Origin of the sequence: Neolewinella maritima (genome assembly GCF_923081025.1) — a bacterium.
In the GTDB taxonomy this organism is placed as follows: Bacteria; Bacteroidota; Bacteroidia; order Chitinophagales; family Saprospiraceae; genus Neolewinella; species Neolewinella maritima.
This window is the reverse complement of the sequence record NZ_CAKLPZ010000006.1, coordinates 13,188-36,351: the sequence shown is the minus strand read 5'-3', so window position 1 is coordinate 36,351 and position 23,164 is coordinate 13,188. Positions and strand designations below refer to the sequence as shown.

The following is a 23,164-nucleotide window of genomic DNA, read 5'->3' as shown; positions in this document are numbered from 1 at the left end:
TGTCACCGATGACTTTAGAGACTTTTGGGAGAAAAACGGCACCCCCAACCTTTACAGCAGTGGGCGGGGCCGCTGGTGCAGACCAACGGGTGGAGCGGCAAACAGTAAATCCAAAAACCCTACAGTATTACTTCGCAATTTTGCCCCAAATCATTCACATGCGGTACTTACTGCTGTCCTTGCTGCTTGCCGTAACCGGGTATCTAACCGCCCAGATAACGATTGCCGGACAGGTACTCGATGGCGGGGATGAGCGCCCCGTACCCTACGCTACGGTTAGTTTGCTGGCTCCTGACAGCAGTCTGCTCACCGGGATGCTCACCGACGACGAGGGGCGGTTTAGTCTGAGCACCGCTCGGCGGGGCGCGGTGACCGTTACGGTTTCCTACCTCGGGTATCGATCCGTGAGTAAGGATCTCTTTATTGGAGAGAGAAATGATGTTTACGATAGTGGGAAATTGGTTTTGACCCCCGATGCGCAAACGCTGGAGTCGGTCACCGTCACCGGCGAGCGGACTACCCTGAGCGGTGCGCTCGACAAGAAGACCTTCGACCTCGGCGAGCGTCAGGCACAGGGCGGTGGCTCGGTGTTCGATGCCATGAAGGCCCTGCCCGGCGTCACCCTCACCCAGGACGGCAACGTGCAGCTGCGGGGTAGCGATCGGGTAGCCGTGCTGGTAGACGGCAAGCAGTCGGCCATGACCGGCTACGGCAACCAGCGGGGGCTGGGCAGCATCCCGGCGGCCAACATCGAGCGTATCGAGATCATCAACAACCCCTCGGCGAAGTACGACGCAGCGGGGATGGCCGGCATCATCAACATTATCTACAAGGAGGAAAAGACCACCGGCTTCAACGGGGAGGTCGGCCTAAGCTACGCCCTGGGCGAACTCACGACCCGGCGTGCCGACCTGCCCACCGAGCTGGGGCGCTACCGCCTCAACTCCCACCTGCAACCCAACCTGGCCCTCAACTATCGTAGCGGTAAGATCAGGTCGTGGGTGCAGGGCTCGGTACTGGCCCAGCGGAAGCTGCCCAATAACGAGTTCACGCTGCGTAATTACGACGACGGGCGGCGTACCATCAGTCAAGTGCCGGAGAACCGCCGACAGATTCACTACGTGGCCCGCGGTGGCGTGGATTACCTGATCGACGAGCAGAATACCCTGAGCTTGTCTGGCGTGTACGACTACGAGCACCACGTCGATACGGCCCAGATTCCCTACATCGACCTCGATACCGGCCGGCGCTACCGCTACTGGCACTGGAAGGAGGACGAGTCGACCAGCCTGATCAACGGGCGGGTGGATTTTCAGCACGCCTTCGACCAACCGGGGCACCGGCTGACTCTGGCCACCCAATTTAGCCGGGGGAAGGAAGACGAGCAGTACTTCCTGAACGACAGCAGCAGCATCCGGCGGGCCCGGGACACCAGTCACCTGATCGCCATCGAGAACATCACGGCAATCAACGCCGACTACGTGCGTCCCCTGGCCGCCGGACGGATCGAGGCGGGCGGCCAACTTCGTTTTCGCCGCCTGCCCGTCAGTTATACCATCGGTCAGGGCGAGCAGAGCATCATCTATCCCGGCCTGGGCGACGCCTCCCGCTGGACGGAGGACCTCTACGCCGGCTACCTCAACTACGTCTACGAAAGCGCCCGCTTCGAGGCCGAGGCTGGGCTGCGGGCCGAGCAGACGGCGGTGACCTACTCGCTCAGTCCCGAGAATATCTACTACGAGGACAATGACGCTTACGACTACTTCCGCGTCTACCCTAACGTACGGCTGACCTACAAGCTCGACGAGGCCAATAAGCTTTCCCTCTTCTTCAACCGCCGCGTCGACCGGCCCGGGGAGCAGGAACTGCGCGCCTTTGCCAAATACGACGACCCGGAGTTGCTCAAGGTCGGTAACCCTTACCTACGCCCGCAGTTTTCGCAGACCATTGAGCTGGCTTACCGCCGCCTGTGGGACCAGGGTTCGCTGTACGCCGCCGTCTACACCCGCCGCAGCGACGACGCCTTTCAGCGCATCTTTAGCATCGACAACAGCAACCCCGACTACGACATCATCAACCGTATTTACCAGAACACCGGGCGGGCCACCAACCGCGGGGTGGAATTGCTCTACAGCCAGGAGGTGAAGAACTGGTGGAAGTACAGCCTGGGGGCCAATTTCTACCGTATCGGTATTCAGGAATACACCGGCACCCTGCTCTTTCCGACCGCGCGTCCGTTCACCCTCGCGGCCAGCGACGATAATAGTTGGGATGTGAAGTTCAACAACCAGTTCACCTTCCCCAACGGCTGGAAGGGGCAGTTGACGGCGATCTACCTAGCGGCCCGCAACATCCCGCAGGGGCGGGAGCTGGCGCGCTCGTCGGTGGACTTCGCCGTGAGTCGCCCGGTGCTACTCGGTAAGGGGGAAGTCGTACTGGCGGCCACCGATATCTTCAACGGCTTCGGGCTGCGGCAGGAGATCGACGGGGAGGGCTTCACGGCCGAGTACCGCAACTACTACGAGAGTCAGGCGGTGCGGCTGGGGTTTACCTACAAGTGGTAGGTGTAGCTCCAAATTGTCTCCAATATCTATCGCTCCCTTTGTGGCAGCTTGCACCTGCGTCCCCGCCCAATCTGCCTACACTCGACATCATGTATGTACCAACTAATTGGATTGGAATAGCGGCAACCCTTGTAGCAATACACACGGGGAGGGTGAGTGCACAAGCCACCCTGACGGACTACCTCGACCAAGCCCGACTCAACAGCCCCCAACTGACCGACTACCGCAACCAGCAGCGCATCGCGGAGCTGGAAATCGAGCGGATCGGGGTCGACTACCGGAAGCCTAAAATTTCGCTCACCGGTGACGTGCTCTTTGCTCCTTACCTGTTTAATAATCGTAGGGTCTTCTCGGTCTCCAATGCCCCCACGGCCTCGGCCATCGGCTACGACGCGGGGGTCACCAACGGCGGGCTGTATGCCGCGCTGATCGGGGCGGATTACCGGCTATTTACCGAACGACTCAGCGCGCCGGAGATCGATCAGCAACTGCTCGCCAGAAGTATGGCCGATAACCAGGTCCGGCTGAGCGGCTTGGACCTGGAACGGCAGGTGACCGCCAACTACCTCAGTGCCCTGCTGGTGCAGGAACAGCTGCGCTACCAGCGCGAACTGTTGGACCGGCTCGCCGATCAGCGGGAGTTAGTCAGGAAACTGGCCGACCGCGGGGTGATGCGGGTTACGGACTTGGAGCTGCTCAACCTCGAAGTCGGCCGGCAGCGCTACCTCATCGCCGACTTGGAGCTTCAGTACCGGCAAGCCCTACAGACGCTGAACGCCACCGTAGGCAGCAGCGATACCGGAGCGGTCAGCCTGCTGCTCCCGCGCTTGGATACGGTGACGGTACCGAATAGCTCCGCCTTCACCGAAGCCTACCGGCTGGATAGCCTGCGGGCCGCCAACGACCAGGCGCTGTTCGCCACCCGCTACCTGCCGCAGGTATCGACCTTCGCGAACGGGGGGGTCAATGCCGTCTCGCTGAACAACATTCAGCGGAAGGTGGGCGTGAGTGCCGGCCTGCGCCTTTCGTGGCTGTTACTGGACGGGGGACAGCGGGGCATCAACCGCCAGGAAAACGAGATCCGGCGACAGACCGCCGCCCGCTACGCGGACTTCACGCAGCAGCAGCAGCTCAACTACCGCGATACCGGGGTACGCTTACTGGCGCGCTACGCCGACAACCTGGCCCTGCTCGATCGCCAACTCGACGACTACGAGCGCGTACTGGCGACTTACCGCAGGGAATTTGCCATGGGTCAGTTGGGAGTGATCGAATACCTCAACGTGATCCGCTCCTACGCCGATCTGCAGCAGCAGCGCAACCAGCTGACCGTACAGCGGCTACAGACCCTCAACGAGCTGAACTACTGGAACCACTAAGCCCGATTCATGACCAACCGACCGATTTTATGCCTGCTGCTTGCCGGCTGCTTGATCGCGGGCTGCAAAAAGAATGCCGCCCCGCCACCGGAGGCCACCCCCGCCGCGCGTATCGCCACCCAGGTGGTCGTCGGCCCGCCAGTGCGTAGTACGCTGCGCGATTCCACCCTAATGAACGCGGTGACGGTGTTCACGAACCGGGAAAGCATCCGGGCCACGGTAACGGGCTACGTGGAGCGGACCGAAGTGGAGGTAGGCACTACGGTACGTGCGGGGCAGGAGGTGTTCGTACTACAGACGCGGGAGGCGGCCGTGCTCGGCGAAGAAATCCTGAGCGATTCTTCCATCAATATTACGGGGATCGTACCGGTGACAAGCCGTAACAGCGGCATCGTCACCCAGTTGTTCTACCTGGACGGTGACTTCGTCGTGGAGGGGGACATCCTGGCGGAGTTGACCCGACCTAGCGCTCTGGCCCTTAAGCTCTACGTCCCCTTCGAGCGCGGCGATCTGGTGCGCCCGGGCAAGCGGGTGCAGGTGCGCCTGCCGGACGGGCGGTTACTCACCGGCACGGTCGGTCAACTACTGCCCTCGGAGGACGTCAGCTCCCAAACCACTCCCTACCTGGTCTCCCTCAACACCGCGACCTACCTGCCGGAAAACCTTAACCTGATGGTATCGGTGCCCGGCCGGGTGAGTGGCGACGCGCTAACCGTGCCGGTCGAAGCCGTGCAGACCAACGAGGTGCAGACCGAGTTCTGGGTGATGCAACTCGTCAACGATTCACTGGCGGTGCGTCGCGACGTACGACCGGGGATGCGGAGTGATTCCCTCATCGAACTGGTGGGCACCCTACTTACCATCGACGATCGGGTCGTACTAGAGGGCGCCTACGGCCTCGAAGATTCTTCCCTGGTCAGCGTAGTCGCTAAGCTGTAGCCATGATCGACTACGTCAAGTACCGCAACCCCATCACCGCCCTGCTGGCGATCGTGCTCCTGGCCGGCGTGTACAGCTACGGGAAGATGAAGTCTGACCTTTTCCCCGACGTCACCTTTCCCAAGGTCAAGATCATCGCCGAGAACGGGCAGCAGCCCGTCGACAAGATGATGCTCACGGTGACCCGCCCCCTGGAGGAAGCCGTAAAGCGGGCCCCGGGCATACAGGACGTGCGCAGCACCACCAGCCGCGGCAGCGCGGAGATATCCGCCTTCTTCGACTGGTCGACCGACATCGACCTGGGCCTGCAACGGGTGGAAAGCCTCATCAACCAGATCACCCTGGACCTGCCGCCGGGGGTGCGGCTGACCATCGAAAAGATGAACCCCTCCATTTTGCCCATTGCCGGCTACTCCCTGGAGGGGCCGCTGAGCCAGATCGAACTGAAGGACGTGGCGCTCTACACCGTCAAGCCCTTCCTGTCGCAGGTGCCGGGCGTATCGGAGGTGTCGGTTTCGGGGGGCAAGACCAAGGAGTACCACCTCATTCTGCGCCCGCAACGGATGAGCGAACTGGGCATCACCCCGCAGCTGGTCGATAGCGTGCTCAGGCAGGCCAATTTCGTCACTTCCAACGGTTACCTGCAGGACTACGACCGGCTGTACCTCACCCTTACCGATGCGGTGATCAACGACCTGTACGACCTTAAGCAGACCGTAATCTTCGCCTCCGCCATGCGCACGGTGTGGGTAGAGGACATCGCCGATGTAGTCATCACCTCCCAGAAGGAGTACGTCAAGATCAAGGCCAACGGGCTGGACGTGCCCCTGGTGGCGGTCACCAAGCAGGTCAACGCCAACCTGATCCAGGTAGCCGATTCCCTAGAAACTAAGGTAGCCGCGCTCAACGACCTACTGCCGCGGGGGGTGGTACTGCGGCCCTACTACCGGCAGGCGGATTTCGTGCGGGACTCGGTGCGGGGCATCGAGGACGTACTGTGGATCGGGCTGGGGCTGGCCATTCTGGTGGCGATTATCTTTTTGCGGTCGCTTCGCAGCAGCGCGGTGCTGCTCATCACCATACCCCTGACGCTGAGCCTGACCATCGCGGTGCTGTACTTGCTCGGCTACGACTTCAACATCATGACGCTGGGGGCCATTGCGGCGGCTATCGGGCTGGTCATCGACGATGCCATCATCATCGTGGAGCAACTGCACCGCTCCCATGAGGAAGAGCCGGACAAACCGGCCTCCGAACTGGTGAGTAAGACCATCGACTACCTGTTCCCGGCCATGGTGGGTTCGTCGCTGAGTACGATCGTGATCTTTATCCCCTTCGTACTCATGACGGGTATCGCGGGGGCGTACTTCCGTATCCTGACCGAGACGATGATCATTACGCTGGTCTGCTCTTTCACCATCACCTGGATCGGGCTACCGGTAGTTTACCTTCTGCTGAATGCCCGGCGTACCGGGAAAGCGGGTGCCCACGCCGAAACTGTCGCGGAAAAGCACTGGGTCAGGACCGTGATCGGCTACCCGGCCTTCAGCATCGTCGCCGTCGTTTCGTTGGGGGTGGTGATCTACCTGGTCGCTCCGCGCCTGCCCTCGGGCTTCCTCCCCGAGCTGGACGAGGGCTCAATCGTGCTCGACTACAACTCACCGCCGGGTACTTCACTGGAGGCGACCGACCTCATGCTGCGGCAGGTGGACCGGATACTGGACAGTATTCCGACCGTGGTGTCGTATTCGCGCCGCACGGGTACCCAGATGGGTTTCTTCATCACCGAACCGAACCGGGGAGATTACCTCATCCAGCTATCCAAAGATCGCAAGCTATCTACTGACGAGGTGAGTAACCAGATTCGGCAGCGGGTCGAGGCCATCCTGCCGGCGCTGACGGTGGACTTCGGGCAGGTGATCACCGATATGCTGGGCGACCTGATGACCAGCGTGCAGCCCATCGAGATCAAGATATTCGGTAGCGAGCAGCGGGTACTGGACGAGTTGTCGCGCCGGGTCGCCGGGGTGGTGGAGAGCGTGCGGGGCACGGCCGACGTATTTGACGGCATCCAGATCGCCGGTCCGTTGGTGACCGTCGACCCCGATATCGCGTTATTGGAGCAATACGGTCTGTCGGCGGCCGACTTCCAGTTTCAGCTACAGACGCAGCTAGAGGGCACCCTGGAGGGCGGCATTCCGGAACTGAACCAGATGACGCCCATCCGCATGATCTACCCCAATAGCAGCCGCACCACGGTAAGCGATCTGCGGGGGGCCACCCTCTTCACCCCCCGGGGCCGGCTACTGCCACTGGAACGCTTCGGTACGGTAACCGTGGAGGCCGGCACGGCCGAGATCAACCGGGAAAACCTGAAGAGTATGGGCGTGGTATCGGCACGGCTCACCGGGCGCGATCTGGGTAGTACGCTGGCGGACATCCGGGCGGGAATCGCCCGTGAGGTAGCGCTTCCCCCCGGCTACACCATCGAGTACGGAGGGGAATACGCCCAGCAAAAACAGGCCTTTAGTGAGCTGCTACAAATCCTGGTACTGGCCGCCTTACTGGTATTCACCGTGATTTTATTCCTTTTTAAACGCTTCGGCGTAGCCCTGCTCATCGTGCTCCTGGCCGTGCTGGGGGCGGCCGGTAGCCTGGCGGCGCTCTACCTGACCGGCACCTCCCTCAACGTCGGCAGTTACGTGGGCATCATCATGGTGATCGGCATCATCGGGGAAAATTCCATTTTCACCTACTTCCAGTACGCCGAAAACCGCCTGACGGAGGGCCGCGACGAAGCGATCGCGTACGCCATCTCCACCCGCATGCGCCCCAAGTTGATGACGGCCATCGGAGCGATAATGGCCCTGCTACCGCTGGCCCTGGCCCTCGGTACCGGTGCGCAGATGCACCAGCCGCTGGCCATCGCGGTCATCGGGGGGTTGGTGGTGGCGCTGCCCCTGTTGCTGTTGGTGTTGCCGTCGCTTTTACGGTTGATTGAAAAATAATCATTCATAACCTCGCTACGCCCCCACATCTCCAGCCTTTCTCCAGAGTGTGGCCGCAGCTTTACAGCATGCAGTACGACAACTGGAAACACGAGCGGCCCCGTTTTCTGACCCGCGAACAGTGGCAACAACTGGATGACGAACTCCGCTTCATCGAGCAACGCTACAACCAGCCCTCCCGCTGGGGCCGTTGCCATAATTTTCTGCTGTACGTCCTCCACCGGATCGGCTGGCCGCTGGTCGTGCTACTTACCCTGCCCGGACCCCGCATCGGTGCCCAGACCCTACCCGCTACCGACGATCAAGCTTGGGAGCAGGTGAGAAGCGAGGACGGGATCACCGTGTTTCGCCGCTCCGTACCCGACCGGTCGATCGACGAGGTACGCGTACTGGCTACCTTCCCCGTACCGCGTGCCCGGGTCGTGACGATGCTGAGTCAGGTAGACCGCTACCCGGCATGGGTATACAAGTGCAGCGAGGCTACGCTGGTAAAACGGCTCGGCCAGAACGAAATCCTGTACCACACCTCCATCGACCTGCCCTGGCCGGTGGTGGATCGCGACGTGGTGATCCATTCGAGGAACTGGACGGAAGCGGGTACGGGCGATATTCTCTCCGAGTCCGAGGCGGTTAAGAAGACGTACCCCCGAGTGGCCGACCACGTACGGATGACGGACTTTCACTCGAGCTGGCGCATCTCGGCCACCGGGGAAAACGAGACGACCATTGACTACCGCGTCTCTTCGGACGTCGGCGGCAACCTGCCCAACTGGCTCATCAATCTCGGCATCACGACCGGGCCGTGGAACTCGATACGGCAATTAAAGGCCCTGCTTCTTGCGGACTCCTAATTCTCTCCAATAAGCCGTCCGATCTTGATTACCTAACTATAAACTGCCATTCCCGTCCATACATGATTGACTGCTACGATTAGTACCCTTTAAAAGCACGAAATCATGCATACCCCCAAGCATACTTCACCGGACGCCCACTCCCTTCCGCCGCAAGGCAAACAGGATCAGGACAGCCTGTCTCCGCTGGCCTGGAACGAGCTGGTCCGGGAGGTAGAAGTCATCGAGCGGCGGTTTACTTGCCCTACTCCTTCTTGCAGAGCCTGGGCGTCGGTAGTGCTGCGAATAGACCGACTCCTGCGCTACGCAAGCCGGGAAAACGACGAAAGGATCGCCCCACCGCCAGTACAGTAGCCATGCCCCCCTACCGCCCGACCAAAATAACCAAATGCGCCGGCCGCTACGTTGCCCGCCTGCTCATCACGGAACTGCCCGCCGACCGCCTCTACCATAACCTGCACCACACGATCGATGTCGTGCAGGGAGTGATCGCCATTGGTCAGGCCGAGGGCGTCAGTGGTGAGGAGGCCGAACTGCTCATCCTGGCTGCCTGGTTTCACGACCTCGGTCACCTGCGCACCTACTCCGGCCACGAAGCGGTCAGTGCGCAATTGGCCCGGGAATTTCTGCGCAGCGAGCAGTATCCCGAAGACAAGATCACCGTGGTCGCCGACTGCATTCTAGCCACTCAGGTACCCCAACGACCGCAAACCCGCTTGCAGGAAATCCTCTGCGATGCCGATCTGATCCATCTGTCGCACACCACCTACCCGCAGTCATGCGATCTGCTACGGGAGGAATGGAGGCGTGTCCTGGGTAGGACTTTTTCCAATACAGAATGGTTTGCGGAGAATGAGGATTTCCTACGTAACCATAACTATTTCACCTCCTTCGGTAAGACGACCTTACAGCAGCGGAAGGAGCGCTACTGTTTTTGAACCGATTAACTACCTTCCTATGTCACTGACACTTTGGACCCGCACGTCCGACTACCTTTACCGGGACGCCCGACTTGCCCTGCATACCGTGCTGGCCCTCTTGGCCGGCTACCTGCTACTGACCCTGTTCGTTTACCTGCTTCCGGCTTCCCTGGTGGATATCGAGTTTTCCGAAGAGGTGCAGGAACACCAATCCCCCCTACTCGATGCACTAATGAAGGGCATCAGCTGGTTTGGTAGTAACCTGGGGGCAATCATCAGCATCGTGGTAGCCACTCTGGGATTCTGGCTAGCGCGCCGCCGCCGCGAAGCCCTCTTCGTACTAGCCACCGTAGGTAGCCTACCCGTTATCGCCGGGACCAAGCTCATCATGAATCGTTCGCGTCCGACGGCGGACCTGGTGCGGGTGGTGTACGAGGCACAATTCCAGAGTTTCCCCAGCGGGCACGTCACCTTCTATACCGTCTTTTTCGGGTTTATCGCTTACCTGATGTACCGGATGCGGGGCTGGCCTACCCCGGTGCGGGTGGGTATCGGCTCGTTCAGTTTGCTGCTGGTCTTCACCGTTCCCTTCTCCCGGGTCTATCTGGGCGTTCACTGGGGTACGGACGTGCTGGCCGGCTTTTTCCTGGGGCTGAGTCTGCTGATCGGCCTGCTGACCTGGTACAATAAGTCAGGCGATATAAAAGATATTCCCGTTTAGCGCAGGCGCATGCTGTGTTTCCAGTATGTCTACAATTTGCCCCCCGACTTTTACTCCATAGCCCGGAAACGCCGTCATCGACGCGCCACCCGTGCCCTCCCCGCAAGCGGGGAGCATTTTTCATCATCAAATACCGTGTACCATGAATAAGCTATGGATTTTAGGCCTTTCCCTCTTTACCTTCCTGGCCTGCGCCCCCCGGCAGGCAATCGCGCAGGACGAGGTCCCCACAGGGGTGCAACAGCGCTTCGCTAGCCTCCACCCCGCCGCCAGGAAGGTCGAATGGGAAAGCGAAGACGACGGCTACGAAGCCGAGTACAAACTGGACGGCAGGGAATACAGCGACACCTACTCCACCGTTGGAGACCTCCTGGAAACCGAGGAAGAGCTGAAGAAGAAGGACCTGCCGGCCGCCATCCGCAGCACGCTCCAGCGTGACTTTGCCGACCACGAGGTCGAGGAAGTCGCCCGCATCACCTACCCCGACGGCCGTATCCTGTACGAAGTCGAACTCGAGGGCAAGGACGACGCGGCCTTCGACGCGCTCTTCCGGGAGGACGGCACCCTGGTCGAGCGTATTCCACTCGACGAGGAGGACGAGGACTGATCAATTGGGATTATTTTGGGGGCCGGTTCTGCAAAGAGCCGGCCCTTTTTAGTTTGTACCTGGCTACCCTTCTATGTCTACCTCAACACTGCTTATCGATTTGAAGATACTCCTGATAATGGGGGTGATCCTTCTTATCACTCTTGGAATTGCTACTGCGTACAACTACTTCACCCGTAAGTATATCGAACGGACCATCCGGTTACGCCACGTCGACCCGACCGGTTATGAATTTATCCGCCATATTGTATCGGCGATCATCTATATCGTCGGATTCGGTCTCGCGCTGGAGCAGATACCGGAGTTGCGCACGCTCGGTCACTCGTTACTGGCGGGAGCGGGGATCATCTCCGTGGTCGCGGGTTTAGCTTCCCAACAGGCTCTCAGTAATATCATGAGTGGCGTCCTGATCGTACTCTTCAAGCCCTTCAAAATTTCCGATAGAATTACGGTACAAGGCTCCTTTACCGGTATCGTAGAACATCTGAACCTTCGGCACGTCGTAATCCGTGACATCGAAAACAACCGCATCATTATTCCCAACTCCGTCATTAGCACCGAAATTATCACCAATGCTCAGTTGACCGACGAGCGAGTATGTAAAATGATCGATGTGGGCGTAGGCTATGCTTCCGACATCGACCGAGCGCTGGCCATACTTGGGGAGGTAGTGGCGGCCCATCCCCTCCAGCTCGACAACCGTAGCACCGCTGACATAAAGGCCGGTGCCCCCGAGGTGGTGGTAAAGGTGATCGGCCTGGGCACTTCATCGGTAAATCTCCGTGCCTATTCCTGGGCCAGTAACACGGCAAATGGCTTCACGATGTATTATGACGTGTTGGCTACACTGAAGAAGCGTTACGACGCCGAAGGCATCGAAATACCGTACGAATACCGGAATGTTATAATCTCTAATCCGCGGCAGGAAGGGATCGGGGCGGGACCGCAGGTGCAGTGATTCGGGTGGCACCTACCGGCGCAAGGTGCTGAAGTAGCCCACCACTCCCAGCGTCAGCACCGCCGTGCCACCGAATAGTATCCCCGGACCGTACACCAACCATACCAGTCCCGCCGCCGAGCTCGCCCCCAGTGCGGCCAGGCTCTCGAAGGCCCCGTAGGCCCCCGTGGCCGTACCCATCTCGGACTGCGGGCTGACGTGACTGATCCAGGCCTTGGCATTCCCCTCGGTAGCCGCGGCGTAGATGCCGTAAAGCGCAAACAAAACGGCAAACATCCAGGGTGCGGTGGCCAACGGCAGTAAACCGTAAACCACGGCAAAAATCAGCAGTCCCCCAATGAATACGCGTTTCGGCCCGAAACGATCCGCCAGGCTACCGAAGGGATACGCCGCCAGGGCGTACACCAGGTTATAAAAGATGTACCAACCGATGAGGGCCGTATCGCTCAACCCCAACTCTTTGAGCAACAGCAGTAGGAACAGGTCGGAACTGTTGATCAGGGCGAAGGCCGTCAGGCCGATCAGCAGTCGGCGGTAGTCTCGGTTACCCGTCCGGAAGTAGCGAACGAACTGTAGCAGCCCCGGCCGGGATGCAAGTTGAGAGGGCACTACGGCACGCTCCCTGAGCAATAGGGTAGCGGCCAGGGCCAGTATGCCCGGCACCCCGGCCAGGAGAAAAAGCAGCCGGTACTGTCCCGGGTAAGCCCACAGGAACAGCAGCGCGAGCACCGGACCGATGGCCGCCCCCGTCGTATCCATCGCCCGGTGAAAACCGAACACCCGCGCCCTGGTTTCCGGTCGCGCCTCGCCGGAGAGCAAGGCATCGCGGGCACCCGTACGGATACCCTTTCCCAGCCGCTCGGCGGTGCGGGCGAAGAGCACCCAAACCGGTACGGTGAATACCGCCATCAGGGGTTTGGCCACCGCGCTGATGCCGTAGCCCAACTGCACGAAGGGCACCCGCCGGCCCAGCCGGTCGGACCACTGCCCGAAGAACCCCTTACACAGCCCCGCCGTAGCCGTGGCAATGCCCTCCAGCAGGCCGATACCCGCTGCCGAGAACCCGATGCTCTCCAGGTACAGCGGCATGACGGGGTAGAGCATCTCGCTGGCCACGTCCGTAAACAAGCTAATCGCTCCGAGCAGGACCACGGTACGGCTGAGGATTTTGGGTGTTCGGTTCATAGCTCTATCACTGTATCTATCGCACCTGCGTCCCCACCCACATGTACTAAAAACGGTAAGACAGGTAAATTCCAGGGCCCGTAGGCGATAGGGTCAAGCGCTCGCGGGCGCGTGGCGAGCGGTGGAGTAAAGGCACTGAATACCCGATAGCCGCCCCCAGTAAATAGCCCGCCACCACGTCACTGAGGTAGTGCTGTCCGGCACGGATGCGAAAGTAACCGGTGAATGCCGGCAGGCCGGCTGCTAAAGTCCATACGTACGGTTTGAGCTTACTGTCGGGATAGTAATCGGCAAACACCCGCCCGAAAAAGAAGGCGGTAGCCGCCGAGCCGCTCGTGTGCCCGGAGAGGAAGGCTTCCCGATCGTAGCTTTCTACTACGGTAGCCGGGTCCAGGGTCGTATCGTACAGGTAGGGGCGGGGCCGTCGCACGCTGTACTTGACGATGTTGGTTAGCCCGCGCCGGAGGGCTACGGTTTGTCCGTACATCAGGGCCAGCTTCAGTACGTCGCGGCGGGGTCCTTTACCCAGCAGGAGGGCCAGGGGTAGGTAGGTCGATGCGTCGCGGGTGCGGTTGCTTGCCTTACGCGCACTTTCCGAGCTGTAGTCTACCGCGAACCGATCGAAGGCCGGTATGCGCCCGAGGGTAAGCTCCGAGAGGAAAATAGTTGGCACCCGCCGGCGCAGCTCGTCGCTCAGCAGGACTGTCCCCACTGCGGTACTACTGATCACTAGGTCCTTAGACCACTTTAGTCGGTAAGGGCCTGACGGCAGGTTATCCTGTGCCGTAAGGGTAAGGGCGGCCAGTACGAGCAGTAGTACCCCTTGTATTCGGGCTGGGCTACTCAAACCGGTAGCTGAGGTAGATGCCGGAACCGGCGGGGGCCAGGGTGATTTTCTGGTTTGCGATGGGCTTGCGGTGCAGGGCCGGCACCAGGTAGCCTACCACCGCTCCTAGGGCGTAACCCGCTACCACGTCGCTGGGGTAATGCTGCCCGGCACGAATCCGCAGGTAACCGGTCAGGGCGGGCAGGCCGGCCCCCAGCGCCCAGGCGTAGGGTTTGAGCTTGCTGTCTGGGTAGTAATCGGCAAAGGCCCGGGCGAAGAAGAAACCACCGGCGGCTGAGACGCTGGTGTGGCCGGAAAGGAAGGCGGCCCAGTCGTTGCTCCGGATCACGGTGGTGGGGGCCAGGTTTTCGTCGAAGACGTAGGGGCGTGGACGCAGGGCCACCGACTTGACGATATTTGTTAGCCCCTGGTTGAGCGCCATGGTCTCGGCGAAGAGGATGGCCAGTTTGCCGGCATCTCTCCGTGTTCTATCACCCGCTATTAGTAGTATCGGAAGGCCGGCGGATGCGTACAGGGCATAATCGCTCCCCTTCCTGGCCCTCTCCGAACTAAAGCGGGTGGCCGCCCGGTCAAAACCGGGAATCGTACCCAGCCTCAGGTCGGCAAGGACGATATCGGGAGTGCGGCTGCGCAGTACGTCACCCAGCACCACGCTGCCCGTGGCCACGCCGCCGTAGAGCAGGTCGCGCTTGAGCGAAAGGTAGTAGGGGCTACCCTGCTGGGCGGTGGCCGTAGCGGAAGTAAGTAGCAATACCAGCAGGGTAACAAGTGGGGCGCGACGAAGGGCGGTAGAAAGCATGAAGATCGGTGGGGTTTAGTAGGGCACAAAGCTGCCGGCCGATCTTGGAGAAAGCTTGGAGATTAGAAGGTGAGCGTCATCTTATGTAGTCGTCCATCGCGGTCGTAACGAATAGTGAAGCCGAAGCGGTCGCAAATTTCTCGTACCAGTGCCAGGCCTAATCCTAAAGAATCTGTGTCAGTACCTTCCTTGCGAAAGCGATCGAATACCTGTTCCCCCCGCAGATTGGAATCCGGTCCGGTATTCTCCACTACCAATTGGCGGTCACCTAACGTAACGGCCAGCTGTCCCCCCTTTAGGTTGTGGCGCACGGCGTTGCCGAGCAGGTTGTTCAGCAGTACATCGGCCAGGGCCGGGGGCAGGCGCACCGTGAGGGGGTGCAAGCCGGTGGTCAGCCGGATGCTTTTTTCCTCCAGTGCGGGAGCAAGTTGCTTCAGCTTTTCCGACACTAGGGAGTAGAGGTCTAATGGGGCGGCGTCGGGAAACTGATCGTGCTCAATCTTGGTAAGTAAGAGCAGGGTCTTGTTGAGCTTACTCAGACGGGATACGGCCTCACTGATGCGTTGCAAATTGCCGTAGTCCGCCTCCGGCCGGTCGGAGTCGCGCAGTAGCAGGTCCACATGGTTGCGAATGATGGCCAGGGGCGTCTGGATCTCGTGACTTGCGTTCTCGGTGAACTGACGCAGGCTATCGTATTCGCGTTGCATCTGACCGGTCATCCGTTGCAGTTCGCGGTTGAGGTCGGTGAACTCGTCCGTCTCCGAGGGCGGGAACGCAGGTGTAACGGATTGACGGGCGGAGAACGCCTTGATCTCGGCCACCGTACCGTAAAAGGGTTTCCACAGCCGGATGGATAGGTAGCGGTTGAGCAGGTTGATGGCCAACAGGAATAGGAGCAGGCCGGCCAGGACAACCCCCAACACGGTGCGGGTAATATCCTCATTCTCCACCGTGCTCAGACTGATCGAAATGCGGTAGGGGGTATCACCGATCGGGCTCTCATAGGTGTACTTGCGGTAGGGCTCTAACTCCAGCTCAGCTTCTTCGACGTCATACATTTCGATTATAGTGTCCCGGAAGGACTGCCGGTCGGTAACCCGGTCGATGGGCTGTAATTCGATGATCTCATCCATAATCTCCATCCGCGGGCGTAGCGGACGGCCAGCCAGTTCACGGGCGAGGGGCAAGCGGGTGTTCGCCAGTAGTTCGTCACTGGTATGGTTGAGACTATAGCGTAATCCCACGATCAGTGCCAGGGCAATCACGCCAAAGATGAGTAGCGAGAAGAGAAGGTAATAGCGGCTACTTCGTTGGAGTAATTTCATACGGACTCAGCGTGACCACTTATAGCCCACACCGTAGACGCTCTGAATGTAGTCTTCCGCCCCGGCTTCTACTAGCTTCTTCCGCAGGTTTTTGATGTGGCTGTAAATGAAGTCGATGCGGTCGAGGAGGTCGGCATCGTCACCGCTAAGGTGTTCGGCGACGCCTTCCTTGGTGATTACGCGGTGGGGATTGGCCAAGAAGTAAAGCAGCAGGTTGTATTCGGAGCGGGTGAGTTTGACATCCTCCCCGTTTACCGTGACCCGCTGCTCGGTGGGGTTGACCAGTACGTCTCCGTACTCGATCAGGCGTTCGCCACCGAAGGACTTCCGCCGCTGCAGGGCCCGGATGCGGGCGTTGAGCTCGGCCAGGTGAAAGGGTTTGGGCAGGTAGTCATCAGCCCCCAGGTCCAGTCCGGCAATCCGGTCGCCGATACTGTCCTTGGCCGAGATAATGATGATGCCGGCCCGCTGGTGCTCCTGTTTCAGCCGGGCAATCAGGTCGAGGCCGTTACCGTCCGGCAGCCCGATGTCGACCAGGATGCAATCGTACTCGTACACCCCCGACTTATCGTAGGCCTCCCCCAGGGTAGCGACCGATTCGACGAGGTAGCCATCACGCGCCAGGTAGCCCGAGATGGAGCCGGCCAGGTCGGGTTCGTCTTCGATGAGGAGGATTTTCATACGTACAAAAGTGTAGCGGTAATTTGGAGACACTTTAGAGGACGGGACTGAGAGCGTTTCCACTTTTGGCCCCGCCTGCATGATTGGCTCGTAAAGGGAGGCCATGCACCCGGCGTCCGCGCCCAATGATTGCGGACTTCGAGCACGGTGTTCCCTCGATGGAACATCCTTTTACTAAGTCTGATTATGGGGTAAGGTAAGCGGTCAAGCCGCTATCCCCGTTAAAAGCGCGATACCTCCAGAATAGAGATCTTCGTTTTCACAAACGCGGCCATTTACACTTCCATAACTTCAGCTCCGACGCAGGAAAAAGGGATAGACCTCTCCCCTAAACCCTCGTGACATGGAACACTATTAGGATAAGTGTTTCAAAATTTGTCCCTCCCCTACCCCACAACCCAGCGTTTACGTTTGCACCACCAGGAAACTTTCCCTATATTTGAAACACTATACACAGGAAGAGTTTCAACGTCATGGCCGCACCCGATTACGACCTCTTTGATGAACAAGGGAACCGTAAGTACCTAACTACCGAGGAACGTCGGCGGTACTTCTTTGCCATCGACCGAGCGCTGGTAAAATCGGACGATCGGGAAAAGCGCACCTTTGCCCTGTTGCTCTACTACACCGGCTGCCGGATCAGCGAAGGGTTGGCCGTCACCTACAACAATATCGACTTCGGAGCTGGCGGCGTCATCTTTCGTACCCTTAAACGCCGCAAAGCGGTCCACCGATTCGTCCCCCTCCCCCCTACCTATCTAGCTAAGCTGGACGATGTACACAAGGTGAAGGACTTTCAGGGAGGCCGCGATAAAACCAAAGCACGGGAGGAGATTTGGGATTTTGCGCGCACTACCGGCTGGCGAACCATCGGCGCGGTCATGGCCGCAGCAGGTATTGAGGGAGTACAGGCTACCCCAAAGGGACTGCGTCACAGCTTTGTGATTCAGCATCAGGAGTTGGGTACTCCGGAGCATATGATCCAACGTTGGGCTGGCTGGGCTTCCCGCGATATGATGGAAGTATATGGCCGGGCCGTCGGCCAGGAAGAAACCGCGATCGCCCAACGACTCTGGCAGCACTGATCTCCAATCAGCCGGCCCATCACTTATCTAAACTCACCAATCATAAAGCGTACTACCATGGCAGAAGAACACAGCGGACTAGCAATTTTTGAGGGCAAGGAGATTCGACGGGTCTGGGAGAAGGAAAGGTGGTGGTTTGCGGTCACTGACGTAATCGGAGTGCTGAGTCAAAGCACTAATACCCGTGACTACTGGTACCGGATGAAGAAGCGCGAGCTTGAAAGTACGGGAGTTGATCTGTCGACAGATTGTCGACACTTCAAAATGGTAGCATTAGACGGTAAGAACCGCGATACGGAATGTGCTGATTTTGAGCACATGCTACGCATCATCCAGTCGGTTCCCTCTCCACAGGCTGAACCGTTCAAACGGTGGCTGGCAAAAGTTGGCAAGCAGCGTATCGAAGAACTGGAAAATCCAGAATTGGCTCTAGACCGGATGAAGGAGGAATATAGAGCGATGGGATACCCCGATGACTGGATCATCAAGCGGCTGCAGTCCATCAATGTCCGTAAAACGTTGACCGATGAGTGGGATAATCGCGGCGTAGAGAAGGGGCTGGAATACAGTATCCTGACTGCGGAGATCGCGCAAAACACCTTTGGGATCAAGCCGGGAGACCATAAGGCGTTGAAGAAATTAAAGCGTGAAATTCTGCGCGATCACATGACCGATTTGGAGCTGATTTTTACGATGCTGGGTGAAGCTGGAACCACCAGCAAGGCGATTGAGAAAGATGCCTTTGGGTTCTATGAAAACAAGGAAGCGGCAATTGAAGGGGGGACCGCTGCCGGCAAGGCCCGGGAAGCGTTTGAATTAGAGTCTGGTCAGAAGGTGATTTCGACCGCAAACCGAAAGGATCAGATAAGGGTAGCTAAACAGCAGGCTCGGCTAGCCGCGAAGAAGAAAAACTAGACAAAAGCAAGCATTATCTCAATTATGAAGCAACCAGACGTGGCACCAACCAACACGAACGACCCCCGCAGACCCGGCTTTCGCGCGCGCTTCACCTGGGGAATCGATGGATCTATTCTGTGGTTGAAGGACGAAGGAACCGAGTGTCGGTCTTTGACCAACGACATAGAAAACTGTCTGGTGGAACTGTCGGGAGATTTGCCTGCACAAACACAGCTGACTCACTACCACATCATCTACCGTGATAGTGAAGGAACGTGGGACGCCATTGCCATCACGCAGCTGGGTGACGTAAGCTCCGAGCGGGAACGCCTTCAATCCTTCAATCAGCGCAACGTGGCCTACGGGGTGCAGCACCTAAAGTTCCGCTTCTTTCCGATCAGCCAGGAGAGCTACGACGAGGCGGTGACCAGCGTCGTGCGCAACCGCATGTACCGGCACTTCCATCTTCCCTTCCCCCAAAATCACAACCTGAATTAACACCTTCAATCCATAGCCATGAGTGATCAACTAGCATACCGCATAACCATAACCACAGACCAGGGCGAAGTGACCTGGGATTTCAAAGGGTTGCTAAAAGCCAGTTCGGTCTTCGCGCGCCTCAAGGAAGGCAAGGCAGCGCAGCCCTGTACGGTGCGTCTACTCAGTAATGAGGACAACCGCACGATCGACAACTTCGAGATTACAGCGCCCAAGCGACCAGTCAACTACCAGGAAACCCTCGAGCGGTTGAGTAGCCCCTTTCTGCTGGTGGACTGACCGAAAGAAATATCGACCAACGAAGAAGCCCCTACATCACTGATGTAGGGGCTTTCTAATTTCATTCACCACTAGCTTTCTCTTTTTCCGGCAGTTAGTTGGCGGGGACCATTTCGATCTTCAACCGGTAGTTCACGTCGTTGTAGATCTTATCAACCCGGAAGTTCAGGTACTGATCCTGCTTGTACTCGATGTTGTACCAAGTGTCATCGACGCCGCCGCGTCCGTCGAACGGGATCCCGTAGAAGAAAAGGGAAGCATCTTGATCAATCAGTACTGTAGCACTCTTGAAATCAGTATCCGACTCTATGGTGCTACCGCGTGAATCTAAGCAAGGTGATTTTGCATTGCCCAGTTCGTAGACGTTTAGGACTTCTCCGTCTTCACTGGTAGGCAGGAAGCCGTTGAGACCAAAGAAGCCATCCTCGTAGCAGTCAGGACGGAATGCGAGCCAGTCCGTAGTAGACTGGGTAGAGTCGGTCCGCGGCACGTCGGAGGTGACCGATTTGAGTTGCCAGTCGCTTACGCCGACTTTACAGTTCAGTTGATCCAGGGCATCACCGGCAGCACACAGGTTCTCTTCTTCCTCCTTAGAGTTGGAGGGGTCACAGGAGTAAGCCAACGGAAGCAGCAGGAGCAACAGGTAATTTAGGCGTTTCATTACTTGACTTGATTGATGGGTGAAGGCGATACTAAACGCGCGCCGACGATGTCCTTGTTCTTGATCTTAAGGGAATGGTGACGACCACCGTTTGCCTCAAAGACCTCGAGTACCAACCGCTTCTGATCGGGGATGGTGAACTTGTTTACGGCCACTACGAAAGTACGGAGTTGGTGGCTTCCAATGTGGGAAGGTTCCTGACCAGCGGTGTACACCTGCAGCAGATCTACGTCGCGTTCCTGAACAGCAGTACGCTTGGTCTGCTTGGCATCGATCACGTAGAACCGCCAGAAGTCAATATCGTAGCTGACGTTGGATGTGCAGGACAGGGTAAAGCGGTAGAACATGATATCGTCGATGATCCAGATATCATTCAGGGCGAGATCCGATCCGGATCCCTTGTCGGTCGCGACCGTGCCGTCCGTCCGGGTATCATGAATCCGGCTGCTGGCCGTCCACAGGGATTCGGTATTAATCACCGTGCGTCCGTAGTTCATGCTCATGGGGTTATCGGTACTGTCCGGCAGGGAGTGCATATGCAGGGGGGTAGGCGTACCCACTGCCTCCGGATCGGCACCTACCGCCGCAGGGTAGTAGATAGTCGGGGTCGCAACCAGGTCAAGCCCCGGAGCGGATTCCGCCTGGGCGGGTAGGTAGCTCATTGGTACGACCTTGGGCTGCACGGGCCGGTAGGCCGGGGCCAGTTGCTTACCCGGCGAACGGAGGGGAGCCAAGTGATAGGTCAGGGTTGAGGGGTTACGCGCGTAGGTCACGCGGAAGGTGTAGACCATGCCCCCGGAAGTGATTACCGTGAGGGAACTCGGCTCCATCGTTTCACTGGCCGACTTCACCTTGACGATGTTGGTCACCTCGTCCAGCGTCTGCGTAAGCACATCGGCAGTCCCCCGATCTACGCTTACTACATCGTGGGGGAAAATTAGGGTGGTGGTGTGTACGTCGCTAACGTCCAGGTGCCAGTCGTCACCGTGAGTCGAATCCGGTAACCGGAGGCCGTGTTGTGCGGCCAGGGGCCAGGTAAGAAAGCAGACGAGTAGTAGATAAAAGAACCGCCGAAGATCCATGATGGTATGATTTAGGAGTAGAGAAAGTGGGTTACTGATTGCGGAGGATTACCCGGTGACCAGCCTTCAGCTCGACCTTGATCACACTAATTTTTCGGGAGGTGATTTCTTTAATGGTTTGGGTGCCCTGGGCGGCCAACTGTTCGGTCAGGCTTCCCGCACCGATACTGGTGCCCCCCAACCTGCGAGCGCTGGCGGCAGCTTCCCGCTTGGCAATTTGCCGCTCTACCGAGCCGGGAACCGCAAGGCCTTCCTGACCGTCGAGGTCGTACACATTCAGGCCCACGTCGTAGACGTTGCTGCGGAAGTTGATGGTGCTGACCACCACGCTCAGCCGGTCACCCCGAAGGCCGCACTGACCGTAGACGAAGGTGTTGGCAGGGATGCGCTGACCGGCCACGTACACGTCCTCCAACAGGCGCATCTTAACCGTAGAGCCATCCATGACTATCGCCGAATTGTGCACCTGGGCGCGTACGGTGAGCTGGGTAAAATTGTCCGACTGATCGCCCGCATTGTCCGTGAAGAAGCCGACCTGCCGCTGGGCGACCGGGGGGGCTACCGTATCACGGCGGGGAGTGGCACCGAAGATCTCGATCTCGCCGGCAGCGGTGGGCGCATCGGCTACCGGATAAAGGTGCCTGGCGTTCTTCTCCGACCGTTTGCGGATCTCTTCCCGGGCGAGTTCCGGGTACTGCAACTGGTGAGCCCTTTCCATAATCCGGTCCAGGGCTTCAACCTGCTTGTAGGCCGCGCTATCCTGGGCCGTCATGGGTATGCCCCCGTCCGGAGCGTTACCGACAGCATCCATACCGGGCATTGCCCCGGAAGGGGCAAAGGCCGTGCCATAGGAAGCAGCGAAAGCATCCCCCCCGTTCAGCTTGGCGATCGCTTCTTCGATCTGACGGACCTGCTCGTCTTCCTCCTCCGCGGCCAGGTTGGTGGGTGCCGCGCTACGGCGGCGGCGGGAGGAAGAAGTAGCCGCTGGTTGGTTGCGGTTACTGGAACGCTGCCGGTCGGACGAAGCAACGGGCGGCGCGGGGGAAGTTGTCCCACCGGCCACCGCTTCATCAAAGGAATCCAGCTCCCGCTGCAGGTTGCCAGTACGGGCGTTGAAGCGTTGTTCCCAAGCGTCAATTCCGGAGGCGATGGCCCCCGGACTATCGGTTTCCTGCAGCTGGTCGGCGTACGGATCACGCGCCATATCGTAGCGGCGGCGCTCCCGTTCCTTGGCTTCCCGTTCGTAGACTCCCCGCTTACTTTCTTCGCGCTCGACGATTGCGCCCGGTAGGTCGGTTTTGACCTGGCTGACCGGGCCATTAGTAGCGCCGCCGCCGCCGTCGCCCAGTTCTGCCGCATTTCCCTTGCCGCCGTCCAAGGCCCAGAACAGCAGGATCAGGATGGGAAGAACGAACAGGGGAAGAAACGTAAAGAACTTCTTCTTGCGCTCAAACTCGGCGGGATCGGCGGTATCAATGGTGGTATCAATCATGATTAGTGGACGTAAGTTTTTCGAGATAGATTTCTTCCATGCGCTCGACCCCAAACAGTTCGACGCTATCCATAAAGGCTTGATTGCGGCGTAGGTCGTAGAGCGTTTCCAAGGGGTTTTTGTCCCCGAGTGACCGGGTGGTATGATCCAATAGCCTAGGGGAGCTGATCGCCCCTACCCCGTTCATCGAACCGCCGCTGAAGTATAGGATAAGACCAGCACCGCAGGCGGCACTGATTGAGAGCGAAACCAGGACCAGTGAAGCGGTCCGCAGGGAAGTCCGCACCAGACGGCCGTTGATCCACCCGTCCAGGTACCGGACGGGGTGATCAAACAGAGCGGATAGCTTTTCTTTTCCAGGTGAAATCATGGCAGTTCGCTTGGAG

Annotated in this window: 23 protein-coding genes; 14 read left to right on the top strand and 9 right to left on the bottom strand. The window is 58.9% G+C overall.

Annotated features, from left to right (window positions below; translation table 11 throughout):
* The first annotated feature begins 158 nt into the window (after positions 1-158).
* From MJQ68_RS17165 to MJQ68_RS17120, 10 genes are all read left to right on the top strand, one after another.
* A complete protein-coding gene (locus MJQ68_RS17165) occupies positions 159-2,564 on the top strand; it encodes an outer membrane beta-barrel family protein (protein WP_238752395.1) in 2,406 nt (801 codons plus the stop codon).
* A 152-nt stretch (positions 2,565-2,716) separates the two neighbouring features.
* Positions 2,717-3,943: a TolC family protein gene (locus MJQ68_RS17160; protein WP_238752394.1), complete on the top strand. Its 1,227-nt coding sequence runs from the start codon at positions 2,717-2,719 to the stop codon at positions 3,941-3,943.
* 9 nt (positions 3,944-3,952) lie between these two features.
* Positions 3,953-4,882 carry an efflux RND transporter periplasmic adaptor subunit gene (locus tag MJQ68_RS17155; RefSeq protein ID WP_238752393.1) on the top strand — a complete coding sequence of 310 codons (930 nt, stop codon included), beginning with the start codon at positions 3,953-3,955 and terminating at the stop codon, positions 4,880-4,882.
* Between the two features lie 2 nt (positions 4,883-4,884).
* Complete coding sequence (locus MJQ68_RS17150; protein WP_238752392.1) at positions 4,885-7,890, top strand: efflux RND transporter permease subunit; 3,006 nt, start codon at positions 4,885-4,887, stop codon at positions 7,888-7,890.
* A 68-nt stretch (positions 7,891-7,958) separates the two neighbouring features.
* Entirely contained in the window at positions 7,959-8,741 is a 783-nt protein-coding gene (locus MJQ68_RS17145; RefSeq protein WP_238752391.1) for an START domain-containing protein, read from the top strand.
* A gap of 105 nt (positions 8,742-8,846) precedes the next feature.
* Complete coding sequence (locus tag MJQ68_RS17140) at positions 8,847-9,095, top strand: hypothetical protein (protein ID WP_238752390.1); 249 nt, start codon at positions 8,847-8,849, stop codon at positions 9,093-9,095.
* Positions 9,096-9,097: 2 nt separating this feature from the next.
* Positions 9,098-9,679, top strand: a complete 582-nt coding sequence (locus MJQ68_RS17135; protein WP_238752389.1) for an HD domain-containing protein — start codon at positions 9,098-9,100, stop codon at positions 9,677-9,679.
* A gap of 19 nt (positions 9,680-9,698) precedes the next feature.
* Positions 9,699-10,382, top strand: a complete 684-nt coding sequence (locus MJQ68_RS17130; RefSeq protein ID WP_238752388.1) for a phosphatase PAP2 family protein — start codon at positions 9,699-9,701, stop codon at positions 10,380-10,382.
* Between the two features lie 142 nt (positions 10,383-10,524).
* Positions 10,525-10,989: a hypothetical protein gene (locus MJQ68_RS17125; RefSeq protein ID WP_238752387.1), complete on the top strand. Its 465-nt coding sequence runs from the start codon at positions 10,525-10,527 to the stop codon at positions 10,987-10,989.
* Between the two features lie 100 nt (positions 10,990-11,089).
* The gene (locus MJQ68_RS17120; protein ID WP_238752386.1) at positions 11,090-11,947 is read left to right on the top strand and encodes a mechanosensitive ion channel family protein; all 858 of its coding nucleotides are present in this window, start codon (positions 11,090-11,092) and stop codon (positions 11,945-11,947) included.
* A gap of 12 nt (positions 11,948-11,959) precedes the next feature.
* Here the strand turns inward: MJQ68_RS17120 and MJQ68_RS17115 are convergent, their stop codons facing one another.
* The 5 genes from MJQ68_RS17115 to MJQ68_RS17095 form a co-directional block, all read right to left on the bottom strand.
* Positions 11,960-13,132: an MFS transporter gene (locus tag MJQ68_RS17115; protein ID WP_238752385.1), complete on the bottom strand. Its 1,173-nt coding sequence runs from the start codon at positions 13,130-13,132 to the stop codon at positions 11,960-11,962.
* A gap of 46 nt (positions 13,133-13,178) precedes the next feature.
* Complete coding sequence (locus tag MJQ68_RS17110; protein WP_238752384.1) at positions 13,179-13,979, bottom strand: phosphatase PAP2 family protein; 801 nt, start codon at positions 13,977-13,979, stop codon at positions 13,179-13,181.
* Positions 13,972-14,778: a phosphatase PAP2 family protein gene (locus MJQ68_RS17105; RefSeq protein WP_238752383.1), complete on the bottom strand. Its 807-nt coding sequence runs from the start codon at positions 14,776-14,778 to the stop codon at positions 13,972-13,974. The genes MJQ68_RS17110 and MJQ68_RS17105 overlap by 8 nt, the downstream gene beginning before the upstream one ends.
* Before the next feature lie 62 nt (positions 14,779-14,840).
* Complete coding sequence (locus MJQ68_RS17100) at positions 14,841-16,103, bottom strand: sensor histidine kinase (protein ID WP_238752382.1); 1,263 nt, start codon at positions 16,101-16,103, stop codon at positions 14,841-14,843.
* A 6-nt stretch (positions 16,104-16,109) separates the two neighbouring features.
* Positions 16,110-16,784, bottom strand: a complete 675-nt coding sequence (locus MJQ68_RS17095) for a response regulator transcription factor (RefSeq protein ID WP_238752381.1) — start codon at positions 16,782-16,784, stop codon at positions 16,110-16,112.
* Between the two features lie 473 nt (positions 16,785-17,257).
* Between MJQ68_RS17095 and MJQ68_RS17090 the strand changes: the two genes are divergently transcribed.
* From MJQ68_RS17090 to MJQ68_RS17075, 4 genes are read left to right on the top strand one after another with little or no spacing between them, the layout of a single operon-like run.
* A complete protein-coding gene (locus MJQ68_RS17090) occupies positions 17,258-17,869 on the top strand; it encodes a tyrosine-type recombinase/integrase (protein WP_238752380.1) in 612 nt (203 codons plus the stop codon).
* A gap of 57 nt (positions 17,870-17,926) precedes the next feature.
* The gene (locus MJQ68_RS17085) at positions 17,927-18,784 is read left to right on the top strand and encodes a BRO-N domain-containing protein (protein ID WP_238752379.1); all 858 of its coding nucleotides are present in this window, start codon (positions 17,927-17,929) and stop codon (positions 18,782-18,784) included.
* Between the two features lie 24 nt (positions 18,785-18,808).
* On the top strand, positions 18,809-19,264 hold the full coding sequence (locus MJQ68_RS17080) for a hypothetical protein (RefSeq protein ID WP_238752378.1): 456 nt from the start codon (positions 18,809-18,811) through the stop codon (positions 19,262-19,264).
* Positions 19,265-19,282: 18 nt separating this feature from the next.
* On the top strand, positions 19,283-19,543 hold the full coding sequence (locus MJQ68_RS17075; RefSeq protein ID WP_238752377.1) for a hypothetical protein: 261 nt from the start codon (positions 19,283-19,285) through the stop codon (positions 19,541-19,543).
* A 94-nt stretch (positions 19,544-19,637) separates the two neighbouring features.
* Here the strand turns inward: MJQ68_RS17075 and MJQ68_RS17070 are convergent, their stop codons facing one another.
* Genes MJQ68_RS17070 through MJQ68_RS17055 form a run of 4 tightly spaced genes read right to left on the bottom strand, consistent with a single transcriptional unit; the run spans position 19,638 to position 23,148 of the window.
* The gene (locus MJQ68_RS17070; protein ID WP_238752376.1) at positions 19,638-20,204 is read right to left on the bottom strand and encodes a hypothetical protein; all 567 of its coding nucleotides are present in this window, start codon (positions 20,202-20,204) and stop codon (positions 19,638-19,640) included.
* Positions 20,204-21,286, bottom strand: a complete 1,083-nt coding sequence (locus MJQ68_RS17065; protein ID WP_238752375.1) for a DUF4138 domain-containing protein — start codon at positions 21,284-21,286, stop codon at positions 20,204-20,206. The genes MJQ68_RS17070 and MJQ68_RS17065 overlap by 1 nt, the downstream gene beginning before the upstream one ends.
* A gap of 31 nt (positions 21,287-21,317) precedes the next feature.
* The gene (traM, locus tag MJQ68_RS17060; protein ID WP_238752374.1) at positions 21,318-22,778 is read right to left on the bottom strand and encodes a conjugative transposon protein TraM; all 1,461 of its coding nucleotides are present in this window, start codon (positions 22,776-22,778) and stop codon (positions 21,318-21,320) included.
* Positions 22,771-23,148, bottom strand: coding sequence for a hypothetical protein (locus MJQ68_RS17055; RefSeq protein WP_238752373.1), 378 nt, complete (start codon positions 23,146-23,148; stop codon positions 22,771-22,773). Before MJQ68_RS17055 ends, traM begins: the two co-directional genes overlap by 8 nt.
* Positions 23,149-23,164: the final 16 nt, after the last annotated feature.

Excerpts from the sequence above, each read along its gene's own strand:
- MJQ68_RS17165 (WP_238752395.1), top strand. The coding sequence starts at position 159 with ATGCGGTACTTACTGCTGTCCTTGCTGCTTGCCGTAACCGGGTATCTA.
- MJQ68_RS17155 (WP_238752393.1), top strand. The coding sequence starts at position 3,953 with ATGACCAACCGACCGATTTTATGCCTGCTGCTTGCCGGCTGCTTGATC.
- MJQ68_RS17150 (WP_238752392.1), top strand. The coding sequence starts at position 4,885 with ATGATCGACTACGTCAAGTACCGCAACCCCATCACCGCCCTGCTGGCG.
- MJQ68_RS17145 (WP_238752391.1), top strand. The coding sequence starts at position 7,959 with ATGCAGTACGACAACTGGAAACACGAGCGGCCCCGTTTTCTGACCCGC.
- MJQ68_RS17140 (WP_238752390.1), top strand. The coding sequence starts at position 8,847 with ATGCATACCCCCAAGCATACTTCACCGGACGCCCACTCCCTTCCGCCG.
- MJQ68_RS17135 (WP_238752389.1), top strand. The coding sequence starts at position 9,098 with ATGCCCCCCTACCGCCCGACCAAAATAACCAAATGCGCCGGCCGCTAC.
- MJQ68_RS17130 (WP_238752388.1), top strand. The coding sequence starts at position 9,699 with ATGTCACTGACACTTTGGACCCGCACGTCCGACTACCTTTACCGGGAC.
- MJQ68_RS17125 (WP_238752387.1), top strand. The coding sequence starts at position 10,525 with ATGAATAAGCTATGGATTTTAGGCCTTTCCCTCTTTACCTTCCTGGCC.
- MJQ68_RS17115 (WP_238752385.1), bottom strand. The coding sequence starts at position 13,132 with ATGAACCGAACACCCAAAATCCTCAGCCGTACCGTGGTCCTGCTCGGA.
- MJQ68_RS17105 (WP_238752383.1), bottom strand. The coding sequence starts at position 14,778 with ATGCTTTCTACCGCCCTTCGTCGCGCCCCACTTGTTACCCTGCTGGTA.
- MJQ68_RS17100 (WP_238752382.1), bottom strand. The coding sequence starts at position 16,103 with ATGAAATTACTCCAACGAAGTAGCCGCTATTACCTTCTCTTCTCGCTA.
- MJQ68_RS17095 (WP_238752381.1), bottom strand. The coding sequence starts at position 16,784 with ATGAAAATCCTCCTCATCGAAGACGAACCCGACCTGGCCGGCTCCATC.
- MJQ68_RS17090 (WP_238752380.1), top strand. The coding sequence starts at position 17,258 with ATGGCCGCACCCGATTACGACCTCTTTGATGAACAAGGGAACCGTAAG.
- MJQ68_RS17085 (WP_238752379.1), top strand. The coding sequence starts at position 17,927 with ATGGCAGAAGAACACAGCGGACTAGCAATTTTTGAGGGCAAGGAGATT.
- MJQ68_RS17080 (WP_238752378.1), top strand. The coding sequence starts at position 18,809 with ATGAAGCAACCAGACGTGGCACCAACCAACACGAACGACCCCCGCAGA.
- MJQ68_RS17075 (WP_238752377.1), top strand. The coding sequence starts at position 19,283 with ATGAGTGATCAACTAGCATACCGCATAACCATAACCACAGACCAGGGC.
- MJQ68_RS17070 (WP_238752376.1), bottom strand. The coding sequence starts at position 20,204 with ATGAAACGCCTAAATTACCTGTTGCTCCTGCTGCTTCCGTTGGCTTAC.
- MJQ68_RS17065 (WP_238752375.1), bottom strand. The coding sequence starts at position 21,286 with ATGGATCTTCGGCGGTTCTTTTATCTACTACTCGTCTGCTTTCTTACC.
- traM (WP_238752374.1), bottom strand. The coding sequence starts at position 22,778 with ATGATTGATACCACCATTGATACCGCCGATCCCGCCGAGTTTGAGCGC.
- MJQ68_RS17055 (WP_238752373.1), bottom strand. The coding sequence starts at position 23,148 with ATGATTTCACCTGGAAAAGAAAAGCTATCCGCTCTGTTTGATCACCCC.